At 70.8% G+C, this 12,993-nt stretch carries 13 protein-coding genes; 1 reads left to right on the top strand and 12 read right to left on the bottom strand.

All coding sequences use genetic code 11. The annotated features are described in order from the left end of the window. Positions 1-192: 192 nt before the first annotated feature. Positions 193-558 carry a DUF5997 family protein gene (locus ACQP10_RS36035; protein WP_179822306.1) on the bottom strand — a complete coding sequence of 122 codons (366 nt, stop codon included), beginning with the start codon at positions 556-558 and terminating at the stop codon, positions 193-195. Between the two features lie 54 nt (positions 559-612). On the opposite strand from ACQP10_RS36035, the gene ACQP10_RS36030 reads away from it, so the two are divergent. After that, complete coding sequence (locus tag ACQP10_RS36030; protein WP_346018553.1) at positions 613-1,326, top strand: LysR family substrate-binding domain-containing protein; 714 nt, start codon at positions 613-615, stop codon at positions 1,324-1,326. 94 nt (positions 1,327-1,420) lie between these two features. Here ACQP10_RS36030 and ACQP10_RS36025 read toward each other — a convergent pair whose 3' ends face one another. The 11 genes from ACQP10_RS36025 to ACQP10_RS35975 all read right to left on the bottom strand — a co-directional run bounded on the left by ACQP10_RS36025 (position 1,421) and on the right by ACQP10_RS35975 (position 12,982). Continuing rightward, a complete protein-coding gene (locus ACQP10_RS36025; protein ID WP_346018554.1) occupies positions 1,421-2,107 on the bottom strand; it encodes a hypothetical protein in 687 nt (228 codons plus the stop codon). 128 nt (positions 2,108-2,235) lie between these two features. Next, a complete protein-coding gene (locus ACQP10_RS36020; RefSeq protein ID WP_346018555.1) occupies positions 2,236-3,474 on the bottom strand; it encodes a hypothetical protein in 1,239 nt (412 codons plus the stop codon). Continuing rightward, entirely contained in the window at positions 3,471-4,526 is a 1,056-nt protein-coding gene (locus ACQP10_RS36015; RefSeq protein WP_346018556.1) for a TOMM precursor leader peptide-binding protein, read from the bottom strand. Before ACQP10_RS36015 ends, ACQP10_RS36020 begins: the two co-directional genes overlap by 4 nt. Before the next feature lie 474 nt (positions 4,527-5,000). Then, the gene (locus ACQP10_RS36010) at positions 5,001-5,912 is read right to left on the bottom strand and encodes a D-alanyl-D-alanine carboxypeptidase family protein (protein ID WP_346018557.1); all 912 of its coding nucleotides are present in this window, start codon (positions 5,910-5,912) and stop codon (positions 5,001-5,003) included. Between the two features lie 81 nt (positions 5,913-5,993). Next, on the bottom strand, positions 5,994-7,262 hold the full coding sequence (locus ACQP10_RS36005) for a sensor histidine kinase (RefSeq protein ID WP_346018558.1): 1,269 nt from the start codon (positions 7,260-7,262) through the stop codon (positions 5,994-5,996). Further along, positions 7,259-7,957 carry a two-component system response regulator CseB gene (gene cseB / locus ACQP10_RS36000; protein ID WP_346018559.1) on the bottom strand — a complete coding sequence of 233 codons (699 nt, stop codon included), beginning with the start codon at positions 7,955-7,957 and terminating at the stop codon, positions 7,259-7,261. Before cseB ends, ACQP10_RS36005 begins: the two co-directional genes overlap by 4 nt. A gap of 15 nt (positions 7,958-7,972) precedes the next feature. Further along, positions 7,973-9,148 carry an ABC transporter permease gene (locus ACQP10_RS35995; RefSeq protein ID WP_346018560.1) on the bottom strand — a complete coding sequence of 392 codons (1,176 nt, stop codon included), beginning with the start codon at positions 9,146-9,148 and terminating at the stop codon, positions 7,973-7,975. A 2-nt stretch (positions 9,149-9,150) separates the two neighbouring features. Beyond that, positions 9,151-9,825 carry an ABC transporter ATP-binding protein gene (locus tag ACQP10_RS35990; RefSeq protein WP_433540523.1) on the bottom strand — a complete coding sequence of 225 codons (675 nt, stop codon included), beginning with the start codon at positions 9,823-9,825 and terminating at the stop codon, positions 9,151-9,153. Beyond that, a complete protein-coding gene (locus ACQP10_RS35985) occupies positions 9,818-11,551 on the bottom strand; it encodes a peptidoglycan-binding protein (RefSeq protein WP_433540522.1) in 1,734 nt (577 codons plus the stop codon). Before ACQP10_RS35985 ends, ACQP10_RS35990 begins: the two co-directional genes overlap by 8 nt. Beyond that, positions 11,551-12,336 (bottom strand): hypothetical protein, encoded by a 786-nt coding sequence (locus ACQP10_RS35980; protein WP_433540521.1) that lies wholly within the window; start codon positions 12,334-12,336, stop codon positions 11,551-11,553. Before ACQP10_RS35980 ends, ACQP10_RS35985 begins: the two co-directional genes overlap by 1 nt. Positions 12,337-12,517: 181 nt before the next feature. Beyond that, positions 12,518-12,982, bottom strand: coding sequence for a MarR family winged helix-turn-helix transcriptional regulator (locus tag ACQP10_RS35975; RefSeq protein WP_346018564.1), 465 nt, complete (start codon positions 12,980-12,982; stop codon positions 12,518-12,520). Positions 12,983-12,993 lie beyond the last annotated feature (11 nt).

The raw sequence follows: 12,993 nt of genomic DNA, 5'->3' as shown, positions 1-12,993 counted from the left end.
GAGATGTTCCACAACGAACACCGGCCACACCGGTCACACCGGACTCAGCCGCTCATGCGCAGGACCGCGCCGGAAAGACTCAACGGCCGGCCCGAACGGCGGACCGGATCATGCGCAGGGCCGCGCCGGAAAGACTCGGCGGCAGGCCCGAACGGCGGCGGACCGAACCGGGCCGCCGCTTCCAGCGGCCGGCTAGCGCTGCTTGAGGCGCTGCGCCTCCTTGCGCACCTCGGCCTGAACCGACCGCTCACGCTGCAGCCACTCGGGGTTCTCCGCCTTGATGGCGTCGATCTCGGCGGTGGTGAGCGGCCCGGTGATGCCGCCCCTGGCCAGGCCCGAGTTGGAGACGCCCAGCTTCACGGCGACGACCTGCCTGGGGTGCGGCCCGTTGCGCCGCAGATCGGCCAGCCACGCCGGCGGATCGGCCTGCAGCGCGTTCAGCTCATCCCGGGAGACGACTCCCTCCTGGAACTCGGCGGGAGTGGCCGAGAGGAGCACACCCAGCTTCTTGGCCGCGGTCGCGGGCTTCATCGTCTGAGTGGTCTTGAGCTTGGTCATGATGTCAAGGGTATGGCGTGAAGCCGCTTCCCCTGACACCGGTACCGTGAGGAGGTGACTGACAGGGAGTTCCGGCTGGCTTACGTCCCCGGGGTGACGCCCGCCAAATGGGCGGGCGTCTGGGCCGAGCGTGTGCCCGACGTGCCACTCACCCTGGTCCCCGTCGCCGCCGCCGAGGCGGTGAGGTCCCTGCGCGACGGCGGCGCCGACGCCGGGCTCGTGCGGCTGCCCGTGGACCGCGAGGGGCTCAGCGTGATTCCTCTCTATGTCGAGACCACCGTGGTCGTGGTGCCGAAGGATCACCTGGTGACCGCGGCCGACGAGGTGACCGTCGCCGATCTCGCCGACGAAGAGGTGCTCCATCCGATGGACGACACCCTTGAGTGGACGGCCCTGCCCGGGCTGCCGGCTTTCACGCGCCCGGACACGACGGCGGAGGCGATCGAGCTGGTGGCGGCGGGGGCCGGGCTGCTGCTGGTCCCGCAGTCGCTGGCGCGCCTGTACCACCGCAAAGACCTGACCTACCGGCCGGTCGTGGAGGCGCCGCAGTCGCAGATCGCGCTCGCCTGGCCCACGGAGGCGACGACCGAGCTGGTGGAGGACTTCATCGGCATCGTCCGCGGGCGTACGATGAACAGCTCGCGGGGCCGTACCCCCGAGCCTGCCCCGGGGAAGACACGGAAGCAGCCGCGGAGTCCCGCTCCGGACCGGTCGGGCCGCCGGGGGGCGCAAACCGGCCGGGGCAGGAAAGGCCACCGTCCCCGCTGAGCCGTGTACCGCATCAAAAGCGAACCGCACCTCCGGGACGGGTCGTCGGCGGCGTCCGTGGAGCTCGGCACGAGTGCGACGATCGGCCGCGCGGTCAGGGCATGTGGACGTTCGACAGCGGCAGATAGGGGCGGAAGTGGTCGGCCACGATGTCCGCCACGGCCTCCGCGTCGTCGAGCCCGTCGACCTCAAGGACCCGTATGCCCAGGCGACGAGCGGAGCGGGCGGCCTCGTCGGCGACGAGGCGGTCTCGGGCGAGCCGGTTGCGCCGTGCTCGATCAGGGTCGCTGACCGCGTGATCGACGGCGGCGGCACGGGGCAGTTCGCGGAGCTGACGCTCACGGAACTCCTCGGTCGGCACCATCACGATCATTCGACGGGGTGAGTCGATGATGGGGGCGACCAGTTCGGGACGCAGTCCCCAGCCCTCGGCGATGATGGGCCGCCCCGATACCAGGCCGCGCAGGTCGTCCAAAGCCCACTCGAACCGCGTGGGGAAACCGGCCAGGGTCTCGTCGGCCATCTCCCGAGGGCTGGTGTTCACCCAGACGCTGTCCGGGTCGGGGTCCGCGGTGGGCTCGCCAAGCCGTACCCGGCGTGCGATCCGACGGTCATTGTGCGCACGCGCGTCGTGATGGTCGTAGTGGTACGCGGTCAGCCCGTATCGGGTGGCCAGCAGCCTGGCGACGGTGGATTTGCCGGCCCATTGGCCGCCTCCGATCCACAGGGCGCCGTGCAGGGTGCCGAACGGATCCCAGACCTCACCACCTGTGGCGTTCATGGTCACAGCCTGACAGCCGTACAGGCCGAAGAAACAGTCTTGTTCCGCCTGCCCGGCCGGAAGATGACCGTAGAGAAGGGAGGCGGCCCCGGCCGTCCCCTTGGGCGGACGCCCGCGCGCCGACCCGGCTACGACCTCGACCGGCGCGTACGGATGAACGTCACCAGGAACAGCACCTGGATGCCGCCCTCGACCAAGACGAGCAGCGCGGCGTCGAGCGCGGCGAGGACGGGGCCGCCGTGGAGTCCGTCCCAGACGGCTGTGAGCGCGTGGGCCAGCCCGGTGATGACGATCGGGGCGCCGTAGAGGGCGAAGACCGTCAACGTGACGGAACTGCCCAGCGCGAGGGCGACGGCGTAGATCCTGACGGTGCGCCGCTCGTGCGGGGCCAGGTCGCCGGTGGGGTCGGTCACCGGCGAGCCCGGTTTCCTGAACGGGGCGACCGCCCTGTCGAACAGATACCGGACGTAGCGGAGCCCGTCGCCGAACAGGTCCTTGCACCGGAGCAGATCGCGGAGCACGAAGTACAGGTCGGTCCGCATGTAGATCTGAGCCTGGAGGGGCAGGCACAGCAGCGTGGTCAGCGTGAAGGCCCGGAGCAGCGCCTGGGCCGGGTCGGGCAGCGGCAGGTACGCGACGGCCAGCACCATCGTCGCGATGAGGAAGACGTCGGAGGCCATTCCGGCCAGGTACACGCGGTACCGGCGCCTCCGGGGGACCCCCCAGATGGCGGTGACGTCGGTCTGCACGACGAGGTAGTGCAGCCTGGTGCCGAACGCGATCCTCGCGGGCGCGCCCAGCGAACGCGCCGCCAGCAGGTGCATCATCTCGTGCACGCTCGCGACGACGGAGAAGAAGGCCGTGTTGACCAGCACCGAGAGCCCGGTGTACCCGCTCCAGAAGAAGTCCTGGTGCCGGGGGAACAGGCCGGGCCGGGTGAGGACGGTCAGCGCCGCGGCCGCGACGACGGCGAGCCAGAAGAGCTTCATGGGCCTGGCGAAGAGCCAGCGGACGTGCCGCTCGGTGATGCCCATGAAGTGGCCGGTCACCGGCTCGGACGCCGGGCCGGGCAGCGGGAGCCCGTCGATCTCGGCCACGAAGGCGAGGTCGGCGAGGGATTCCACGAAGTCGGCCACGTCCAGTTCGACGTCGTGCTCGGCGGCGACGGCGGCTTCGACGTCGGCGACCGGACGCCCCTCGCCGAGCAGCCGGATCACGTCTCCGCACACCGCGGGCAGCTCGACGAACTCGCCGAGGTCCGGGCGGCCGACGATGATCGCGTCCGGGGCGTCGTCGTCGGGACGGACGACGAGCCGGTGAAAGCGTACGACGCTGCCCGCGCCGACCTCGGCCGCCGGGGCGCTCACCGAGCCGTCGGCCCGCAGAGCGGGCAGTCGTCGTCGCGCGGGACGTCGATGTGGTACTGGTGGTCCCAGACGGCCAGATTCCAGTGAAAGACCCTGCCGCGGGTCTGCGCCGGCAGGCCGCCGAGCTGGTACAGCACCTCCAGCGCGCACAGGTGGCCGCTGATGTTCGCGCTGGCCGCGACCACCGCGTTCGGCCGCGGCTCGGTGAGCAGCCGTCCGAGCTCCTTCTCCTTGCGCGCCTCCTCCTGCCGGTCCAGGCAGGCCCAGCAGCCGGTCTCACCCGGTACGAACGAGCCCACGACGACCATCGGCCCGGTGTACAGGCTCATGAACCACGGGGTGCCGGTCCGCAGGGCCGCCTCGTTGGTCCACTCGACTATGTCCGGATGCGGTTCGTCGGCGCACAGGACGAACAGGTCGCAGCCGGTCATCAGCTCCACGACGTCATCAGGGCCGGTCACCTTGGTGTTGCTTCCGGTCACCAGGACCGCGCCGTTCATCGCCCGCAGCCGCTCGATCGCCTGGTCGACCTTGGGTTTGCCCACGTCCGACTCGGCGTACAGGAGCTGGCGGGTCAGGTTCGACTCTTCGACGCTGTCGAAATCGGCGATCCGCAGTGCCCCGATGCCGCTCGACACCAGCCCCGCCGCGACGGCTGATCCGGTGCCGCCCACGCCGAGCAGGCTCACCCTGGCGTCCTTGATCTTGGACTGGACCTCGTGCGGTGACGTGCGCGGCGACGTGTCGATCCAGCTGAAGAAGTGGCGTGCCGATTCGTGCCGGGCGACCTCCCGCTCGGTGAGGTTCGCCGGCACCGGCGCTTCGGCGTCCTCGACGAAGCCGCTCTCGGTCAGGTCGGCGATGACGTCGCGCACGCTGTCGTCGTCCACGCCGGGATGGGTCTTCGCGAAGTCGGCGCAGATCTCGTCGACGGTCCGGGTGCCGTCCATCAGGGCCACGATCGTGGCGATGCTGCCGTCCTCGTCGTCGGCTATCTCCGAGGCCACCCCGAACTGGGACAGTCCGATGACGATGCGATTCCCGGGCAACACGAACGGCTGGTGAACGCGCTTCACCCTGGGCAGAGGCACTCGGCCGCCCTCCCCTTCACACGGTGAAAAGCAGAACCGGTCGGACGATGGCCGACCGGTTCTGTGTGTCGGTGGATCAGCCGCTCTGTCCGCCGCGGTTGATGGTGGTCTCGATCTTCTCGAGCTTCCTGATCTTGACTTCGAGCTTCTTCTTCTTCATCGACATCTCCTCGCTCTCGATCCCAAGCCGGGGAGACTCCCCGAGAACGGCCGGCGAAGGGCACCCGAATAAACATGAGTCCCGCTCACCACTGCTGTCAATCAAGATCATTGCCCTTGGGGAGCGCGGGGGTCAATGCCCGACATCTCAGGATCGAGGGCGGGCGGTCTGCCGACGACCCTCGCGGCCCCGCCGGACGGCCAGATCCTTGAGCGTTTCTCACCTTCTAGTGGCGCGGCAGGCGCGGCCGGTGCCGGTGGGCGGGACGGGTCGTCTCAGGAGGTCGAGGACCAGGCGGGACCGGGCTCTGACGCGAGAGCCGCTTGCCTGAGCAGCCACTGCTCGACCGCCGCGCTCATCCTCCCGCCCGCCTCCAGCGCCGCCTCCTTGGCGGCGACCGGGTTGGTGCCCGCCGCCTGGCCGAGGATGACCCCGAGCACCAGGCGGCCCCGAACGCGGGAGGCCCACATCAGGTTGCCTCCCGCGGCGGTGCCGGAGCCGGTCTTGATGCCGATGACGTCGTGCCTGTTCAGCAGCGTGTTGGTGTTGGGCAGCTTTCTCGTGTCGCCGGGGACGGCGGTGTCCGCCTGCGCCACCACCTCGCGGAAGACCGGGTCGCGCATCGCCTCCCTGGCCAGCTTGAGCTGGTCGGCCGCGACGCTGACGGTGCTGTCCTCGCTGCCGCTGGCACCCGTGTACCTGGTGTCGGACATGCCCAGACGGCGGGCGGTGGCGTTCATCCGTTCGACGAAGCGCTCCTGCGAACCTGAGTCCCAGCGGGCCAGGAGGCGGGCCACGTTGTTCCCCGACACCACCATCATCAACTCCAGCATGCGGCGCAGCCGTATCCGCTGGCCCTCCCTGACCGGGACGGTGGACTCCTGCGGAACGTAGGACTCGTCGGCGGCCGTGCGGTCCACCCTGATCAGCGGGCCGTCGTCGCCCGGCCGGAGCGGGTGGCGGCGCAGGATCACGTAGGCGGTCATGACCTTCGTCACGCTGGCGATGGGCACCGGGTTCGGTTCGCCGCTGACGCCCAGACCGCCCACGCCCTCCACCTCGACCGCCGCCTGGCCCTCGGACGGCCACGGCAGGGGCATGCCGGGAACGGCGCCGGAGACGGGCGGCACCGTTCCGCAGCCGAACAGGGCGCTCACCAGCAGGAGGAACACCAAAGAACGTCGCATATCGGACACGATGGGCTGCCCACGTGTCCGTCCGGCCGTGGCCGTGTCTCCATCCGCGCTTGGCTGAGTATCACCCGCGTATCAGCCCGACGGCTGACGGGGGAGGCGGAGGACGGCGACGGCGCCGTCGGGGGCGTTGGCCAGGGTCAGATCGGCGCCTATGACATGGGCCTGCCCCAGCGCGATCGTCAGCCCGAGGCCGTGACCGCGGCCGCGTTCGGCGGCACCCGTGCGGAAGCGTTTCGGGCCGTCGGCAAGGAGCTCCGGAGGGAAGCCCGATCCCCGGTCACGGACCTCGATCACGTGGTCCCGGACCATGATCTCCACCGGGGGCGCACCGTGGCGGTGGGCGTTGAGCACGAGGTTGGCGAGGATCCGGTCAAGGCGACGCGGGTCCGTCTCGGCCACCGGATTCCCCGAAGCTAGCACCCGCACCTCGACCCCCACCCGGGCCGCGGACTCCTCGGCCAACTCGGCCAGCGGCACCCGTACCCGCTCGGCGACCTCGGCGCCCGCGTCAAGCCTGGAGACCTCCAGCAGGTCCTCCACCAGCGAGCGCAGCACCCGCACCTGGCCGCGTACCAGATCGGTCGTCTCGCCCTCCTCCAGCAGTTCGACCACGGCGACCAGGCCCATCAGCGGAGTACGCAGGTCATGGGCGACATCGGCGGTGAACCGCTGCTCGGCCAGCAGCCGGTGCTGCAGGCTCGCCGCCATGGAGTCCACGGCGGCGGAGATGTCGGCGATCTCGTCATGCCCGCCCCAGCGCGCCAGGCCGCCGCCCCGGCGCGGGGGAGCCGGGGCGACGCGGGCGTCCAGGTCGCCGTTCGCGATCCTGCGGGCGGTGCGGGCGACCCGCCGCAACCGCCGGTTGGCCGGCTCGGCCAGGCACACCGAGATCGGCACCACCACGGCGAGCGCGATCAGCGCGGCCCGGACCATGGCCCGGTCGAGGGCACGCAGCCGGATCATGTCGGATCCCACCTCCATCGTGGAGGTGGCCACGAGTCCCCCGTCCACCCATTGCGCCGCCCACATCCACGGCTGGTCGGGCTTCCGGTCGTCGTACCAGGTGGCGGGCGACTCCACGGCCAGCCGTTCGCGCAGGGGCGAAGGCAGCTCATCCGGTCTCTTGATCGATTCGGTCCACGGGACAGGCCCCTCGGGGGGAGTGCCCGCGCGGTACTCCTTGGCGACCATCTCGGCCCACACCAGCGCCCGCTCCTCACCCTGCCGCATCGTGCGCTCAAGCGTCGTGCGGTGGACCAGGACCCCGACCACGGCCGCGACCGCGCAGCAGGCCAGTGTGATCAGCACCGCCACCTTCCACCGCAGCGAGCCCACCGTCATGACGTGCGCAACTTGTAGCCGAACCCGCGCACCGTCTCGATCCGGTCCGCGCCGATCTTCTTGCGCAGCCGCTGCACGCAGAGGTCGACGACGCGGCTGTCGCCGTCCCAGCCGTAGTCCCAGACGGTGCGCAGCAGCGTGGCACGCTCCAGCACGATGCCGGGGTGGGCGGCGAACTCCAGCAGCAGCCGCAGCTCGGTCGGGGTCAGCTCGACGCGTTGCCCGGCCCGCCGTACCTCCAGCGCGCCGGTGTCGATGCTCAGCTCGCCGAAGTCCAGTACGGCGAACGCGACGGCCTGCCCCGCCGTGGGTTCGGCGGGCACCGGCCGGGCGAAGGCGGCCCTGCGCAGCAGTGACCGGATCCTGGCCACCAGCACCGACAGGTCGACCGGTTTGACCACGTAGTCGTCGGCGCCACCCTCCAGTCCTGCGACGACGTCCAGTCCGTCACCGCGGGCCGACATCATGAGGATCGGCACCTGACTGGTCTCCCGGACCCTGCGGCACAGGCTGATGCCGTCCAGGCCGGGCAACATCACATCCAGCAGCAGGAGGTCGTGGCCGCCCGCCTGGGCCGCCTCCAGGCCGCTCAGCCCGTCAGCGGCGGTGGCGGTTCGGAATCCGTAGCGTTCCAGGGCCAGGCTGACCGACGCGCGAATCACCGCGTCGTCTTCGACGAGCAGCAGGGATGTCATGAAAAAGCACCATATCTACCGAAGTGCGTTGACAGGTTCCATGCGAGCGGCACGCAGGGCCGGGTACAGACCCGCGAGCAGCCCGACGACGGCACCGGCGGCAGGCGCCATGACGGCCAGCCGTACGTCCAGGACCGGGGTCCACTGCTTGGCGGCGCAGACCGCGACGACCACGACGATCCCCACGGAGGCGCCGACGACGCCGCCGGTCAGCCCGGTGAGGGTGGACTCCAGCAGGAACTGCGCGGCGATGTGACGGCGGGCGGCGCCCAGGGCGCGGCGCAGGCCGATCTCGGCGATGCGCTCCATCACGGTCACCAGGGTGACGTTGGCGATGCCGACCGCGCCGACGACCAGGGAGACCAGCCCGAGGATCAGGAAGAGGGCGTTGACGTCGCCCTCCACCGCATCGCGAGCTCTGGTGGGGCTGGACGGCGAGATGACCTGGAGGAGGGCCTCGTTGCCGGGGCTGAGCGCGGCCGGCGCCTGCCTGGCGATCAGTTCGGCGGCGCCGAGGCCGGTGTTGACCAGGACCCGGGTCACGGTGCTCAGGCCGTAGCGCTTGCCGACGGCCGGTGGCAGCATGACGGCGCTCGCAAGGCTCTTCTCACGTTTCAGGTCACCGAGCACACCGATGACGGTGTACGCCTGGGTGCCGATGAAGACGGCCGGAGCCCGTTCCAGCCGGGTGATGCCCAGCATGTCGGCCGCGTGCCGGCCCAGCACGACGACCCTGTCCCCGCGGGCGATGTGCCCGGCGTCGAAGTAGCGGCCCTCGACCATCCTGCCTTTGACCGCGGCCGGCAGCCCCGGGCTGCTGGCGACCACCGTGAGAGTCTGGTCGGTGACCCGGGTGGGGTCCACCACGTCGTTGGAGCGGACGCTGAGGTTGGCGCTCTGTTCCGACTCGGCGAGGGCGGCGGCGGAGACCACCCCGCGCAGTCGGGTCACCCGGCCGACGTCGGCCCAATCGACCAAGGGGAACGGGTTCTCCGGGACCTCGACCGTGACGGAGGTGGCGGTCAGCTCGTCGAAGCGGCCGACGATCTGGTTGCCCGCCGTCGCGGCGACGCCCAGGGTGACCACGAGGGTGGTGATGCCCAGCACGGTGCCCAGCGTGGTCAGCACCGAGCGCACCGGGCGGGCCAGCAGGCCCGCCATGGCCTCGTTCAGCAGGTCGCGCGGGTGCACATCTACTCCTCGACCAAGGTGCCGTCGGTGATGCGCACCCGGCGCGCGGCGCGCTCGCTCACCTCGTTCTCGTGGGTGATGACCACGATGGTCAGGCCCTGGGCGCGCAGTTCGTCGAACAGGTCGAGCACGGCGTGGGTGTTCCTGCTGTCGAGGTTGCCGGTGGGCTCGTCGCACAGCAGCAGCGCGGGCCCGCCCATCAGGGCGCGGGCGATGGCGGCGCGCTGCCGCTCGCCACCGGACATCCTGCCGGGCAGGAACTCCACCCGGTGCGACAGCCGTACCCGCTCCAGGGCCCGCAGCGCGCGCTCGCGCCGCCCCCTGCGCGACCCCCTGCCGTAGACCTCGGCCAGCATCACGTTCTCCAGCACGCTGCGGTGGGGCAGCAGGTGGAAGGACTGGAAGACGAAGCCGATACGGCTGCCGCGCACCGTGGTCCGCGCGCTGTCCTTCAGCGTGGTGGTCTCGATGCCGTCGAGCCGGTAGCCGCCGCTGGTCGGCCGGTCGAGCAGGCCGAGCATGTTGAGCAGGGTGGACTTGCCGGACCCCGAGGGGCCGACTATGGCGACATAGTCCGATCTCTCGACTCTCAGGTCGATGGCGGAGAGCGCTCTGACGGGGGGATCGGCGGGGAACTCCTTGGTCAGGTCGTCGAGCAGGATGACCGGCTCAGGCACTGTTGATCACCACCATGTCGCCCGGCTTGAGGTCGCCGGTCACCTCCACGGCTCCGTCGGCGGACAGGCCGGTGCGTACCTCGACCTCCCTGGTCCGGTCGGGCGCGGTCTCCACCTGCACCCGGGCCCTGCCGTCCGCGGCGGTGACGACCGCCGCGGCGGGGACCACGAGCACCTCCCGATCGGTGGCTCCGATGGTGACGCGAACCGTGACGGGCGCGCCGGCGAGCTTCTTGAGGCCCTTCATCGAGGCAGGAGTGATCGTCACCGGCACGGCGCCCTTCGCGTCGCGCCCGCCGAGGGAGGTCACCGTACCGGGGACGATCTTTCCGGCCTCGGTTTCGATGCTCGCGTTCAGACCCGCTTTCAGCCGCTCGGCCTCAGCCGCGTCCACCGAGCCCGAGACCACGAAGGTGGAGCTGGTCACCGTGGCGATCGACCTGTCCACCAGCTCGCCCGCCCTGACGGTCGGCCTATGCAGTCGGGCGGGCAGTCTGGGCAGGAAGACGACCTCTCCCGGCGGGACGACGGTGCCGTAGGTGCGGGAGAACTCGGCCAGCAGCGCCCGCGCCGCGGCCAGGTCACTCCGGGCGTTGGCCACCTTCAGCTTGACGGGCGAGAGCTGTCTGGCCTGCCTGAGCGCCTGCTCGGCGGTGACGACGGCCTCGCGAGCCACCCGGACGTTCTTCGTCAGCTCGGTCAGCCGCCTGGCCCGCTCGGTATCGGCCTCTTCCCGTACGCGCTCCAGAGCCGACCTGGCGGCGGCCAGATCGGCTCCGGCGTTGGCGACCCGGAGTTCGAGCAGACGGGTGTCGGCAGGCGGCCCGGCCGTGGCACCCGCGGTGGGCTCCGTGGTGGGGCTGGGGCCGAGGGTGTGCGCGGGGGTCGGCGTCGCGGTGGGCGTCGCGGTGGCCTGGGCGAGCTCCTGCCGAGCCGCCAGCAGCTTCTCCTCGGCCGCCCGTACGGCGCTCTCGGCGGCCTCGGCCTTGGCCTCGTCCTCGGTGGTGTGGTCCTGTGCCCGCGCGCTCTTCAGCGCCTGTTCGGCCTCCCTCAGATCCTGCCGGGCGTTGGCGAGCCTGACTTTCAGCGGGAGCACGTCCTTGCCCTGGTCAAGGGCCTTACGCTCGGTCGCGAGCACTTCCTGCGCGGTCCGCACGGCCCGGCGCAGGTCGTCGTGCCTCTGCCGCAGTTCCAAGGTGGGTTGCTGCGCCTCATAGCCCCTCTTGGCGTAGAAGCGGGAAACCGCGGCAGCGGTCGCCTGGTCGAACACGCCGGTCGCCGGTGCGCGGTAACCGAGCCTGCGCAGCGCCTTCTGCAACTGCCGGACATCGGCCCCCTTGGCGCCGAGGACGACGCTGCGGTGCATCGGCACCCTGCCGGAGAAGACGAACACCGGGCGTCCGTTCACCTCCATCATCACCGCGCCCTCCGCGAGGGTGCCCCGCCGGGGAGCACGGGTGGCGCGCTGAGCGGTTTCGCTGCCGCCCACCACCCCGGCCAGCGACACCGGATACGGCGAGCCGTACTCCAGCGTGCCGCTGACCACGACGGTGGCGACCAGCTCGCGCCGCTCGACCGCGACGGTGACCAGCGACGGTTCGGGCGGCTTGCGCGCCGCCGCCTCGTCGGCCGGAGAGCGCAGCAGGGTGCCCACTCCCCAGCCGGTCCCCGCCACCACCAGGACCACGGCCAGCACGAGCAGCAGCTTTCCACGAGGGGTGCGCATCACTGCTCTTGGAACCCGTACTTCACCCTGGCCTCGTTGGTGAGCCGCTTTTGCAGGGGGATGAAGGCGGCGTAGAAGTCCTTGCCGCACTCCAGGTCGACCAGCGCCGACGTGATCTCCTTGGCGAGGTACGGCCTGGCCGCCTCCGCCGTGACGGTGCCCGCCTTGCCGAGCCGGTCGATCTTTTCGCCCCACACATCCATGCCGCGGACGCTCAGTGCGAGCGGCCTCGTGGAGGTCACCCGCTCGCCTTTGGACTTCAGGCACTCGGCGAAGGGCGCGGCGAGCTCCAGGAGCCTGGGGTCGCCGTCGAGCTCCTTGTCGATGTTCTCGATCTCCGTGCTCATCTGGTCCTGGTAGTCGGCGACCGAGGTGACCTTCAGGCCGTTCACCTGCCGGAGGGCGGTCACCCGGCACTCGTTCAGGGTCTTGAGGTAGGAGTCCCTTTCAGCGCCGGAGAGGCCGTCGATCGTCGCCTGGTTGGCGTCCGGCGCCTGCGCTTCCGGCGGCTTCGGATAGACGATGGCGGAGAAGACTCCGAAGCCGTTCTTGCTGCGGTCCGCCTTCATCGCCGCGTAGTCGGCGGGGTTCGCATCGGACCGCTTGGGCCGGCTGACCGAGGGGGTGTAGGAGAAACCCTTCTGCTTCATGCAGGTGGCGACGACGTTCTCCCGCTCGCGGGCCTTGTCCATCGAGGCGTTCCCGCCGTCGGCCACGGGGACGGCGTTCGCACCGCACCCGGTCAGCACCGCGAGACCGAGCAGACAGCGCATCAGCACACGCATGGAGTACTCCTTCACCGTGACATGGCGGAACCGCGCCGCCTCTCGCGGCGCCGTGGCCACCCTGGCGGCCGTTCTCCTCCGCTCGGTGTTGGCTGGGTATCCATACGCGCTCACCCGTGTATCCGCCAGGTATCAACACCTGTCGCCGGGATCTCCGAGGAGGCGCACGCTCACCTGATGATCATGCGGGTTCTTCCAGTTTGCGGGCGATGTTCTCCAGGGCGGACAGGTCCGCGGGCGAGAGCCGGTCGATGACGTGGCGGCGGACCGATTCCAGGTGGATCGGGGCGGCGTCCTCAAGCGCTTCCAGGCCGTCCTCGGTGAGGACGAGATAACAGCCCCGGCCATCGTCCGGGTCGGGCTCGCGCCGCACGAGACCGCGAGCCTCCATGCGGCTGGCGTGCCGCGACAGGCGGCTGCGCGACCAACCCATCTTGGCGGCCTGCTCGCGCAGCGTGCTGGCGCGGCCCGGACGCTCGGAGAGCGTGCTGAGCACCTCGTAGTCGGGGTCGGACAGGCCGATCGCGGCCAGGTCGTGCGCGGTGCGCGACTGGATCGCGATCATCATCCGGCGCAGGGCGCGCCAGGCGCGTTCCTCGTCCGCGTCGAGCCAGCGCACCGCCTCGGAGGACCACTTCTTTGACATGTAAACAAGTT

Source organism: Streptosporangium sandarakinum (assembly GCF_050942225.1).
Lineage (GTDB): Bacteria > Actinomycetota > Actinomycetes > Streptosporangiales > Streptosporangiaceae > Streptosporangium > Streptosporangium nondiastaticum.
The sequence above is the reverse complement of the archived record's forward strand: the minus strand, read 5'-3'. Positions and strand labels throughout refer to the sequence as shown.

Excerpts from the sequence above, each read along its gene's own strand:
- ACQP10_RS36005 (WP_346018558.1), bottom strand. The coding sequence starts at position 7,262 with ATGACGGTGGGCTCGCTGCGGTGGAAGGTGGCGGTGCTGATCACACTG.
- ACQP10_RS35985 (WP_433540522.1), bottom strand. The coding sequence starts at position 11,551 with ATGCGCACCCCTCGTGGAAAGCTGCTGCTCGTGCTGGCCGTGGTCCTG.
- ACQP10_RS36010 (WP_346018557.1), bottom strand. The coding sequence starts at position 5,912 with ATGCGACGTTCTTTGGTGTTCCTCCTGCTGGTGAGCGCCCTGTTCGGC.
- ACQP10_RS35980 (WP_433540521.1), bottom strand. The coding sequence starts at position 12,336 with ATGCGTGTGCTGATGCGCTGTCTGCTCGGTCTCGCGGTGCTGACCGGG.
- ACQP10_RS36025 (WP_346018554.1), bottom strand. The coding sequence starts at position 2,107 with ATGAACGCCACAGGTGGTGAGGTCTGGGATCCGTTCGGCACCCTGCAC.
- cseB (WP_346018559.1), bottom strand. The coding sequence starts at position 7,957 with ATGACATCCCTGCTGCTCGTCGAAGACGACGCGGTGATTCGCGCGTCG.
- ACQP10_RS35975 (WP_346018564.1), bottom strand. The coding sequence starts at position 12,982 with ATGTCAAAGAAGTGGTCCTCCGAGGCGGTGCGCTGGCTCGACGCGGAC.
- ACQP10_RS36035 (WP_179822306.1), bottom strand. The coding sequence starts at position 558 with ATGACCAAGCTCAAGACCACTCAGACGATGAAGCCCGCGACCGCGGCC.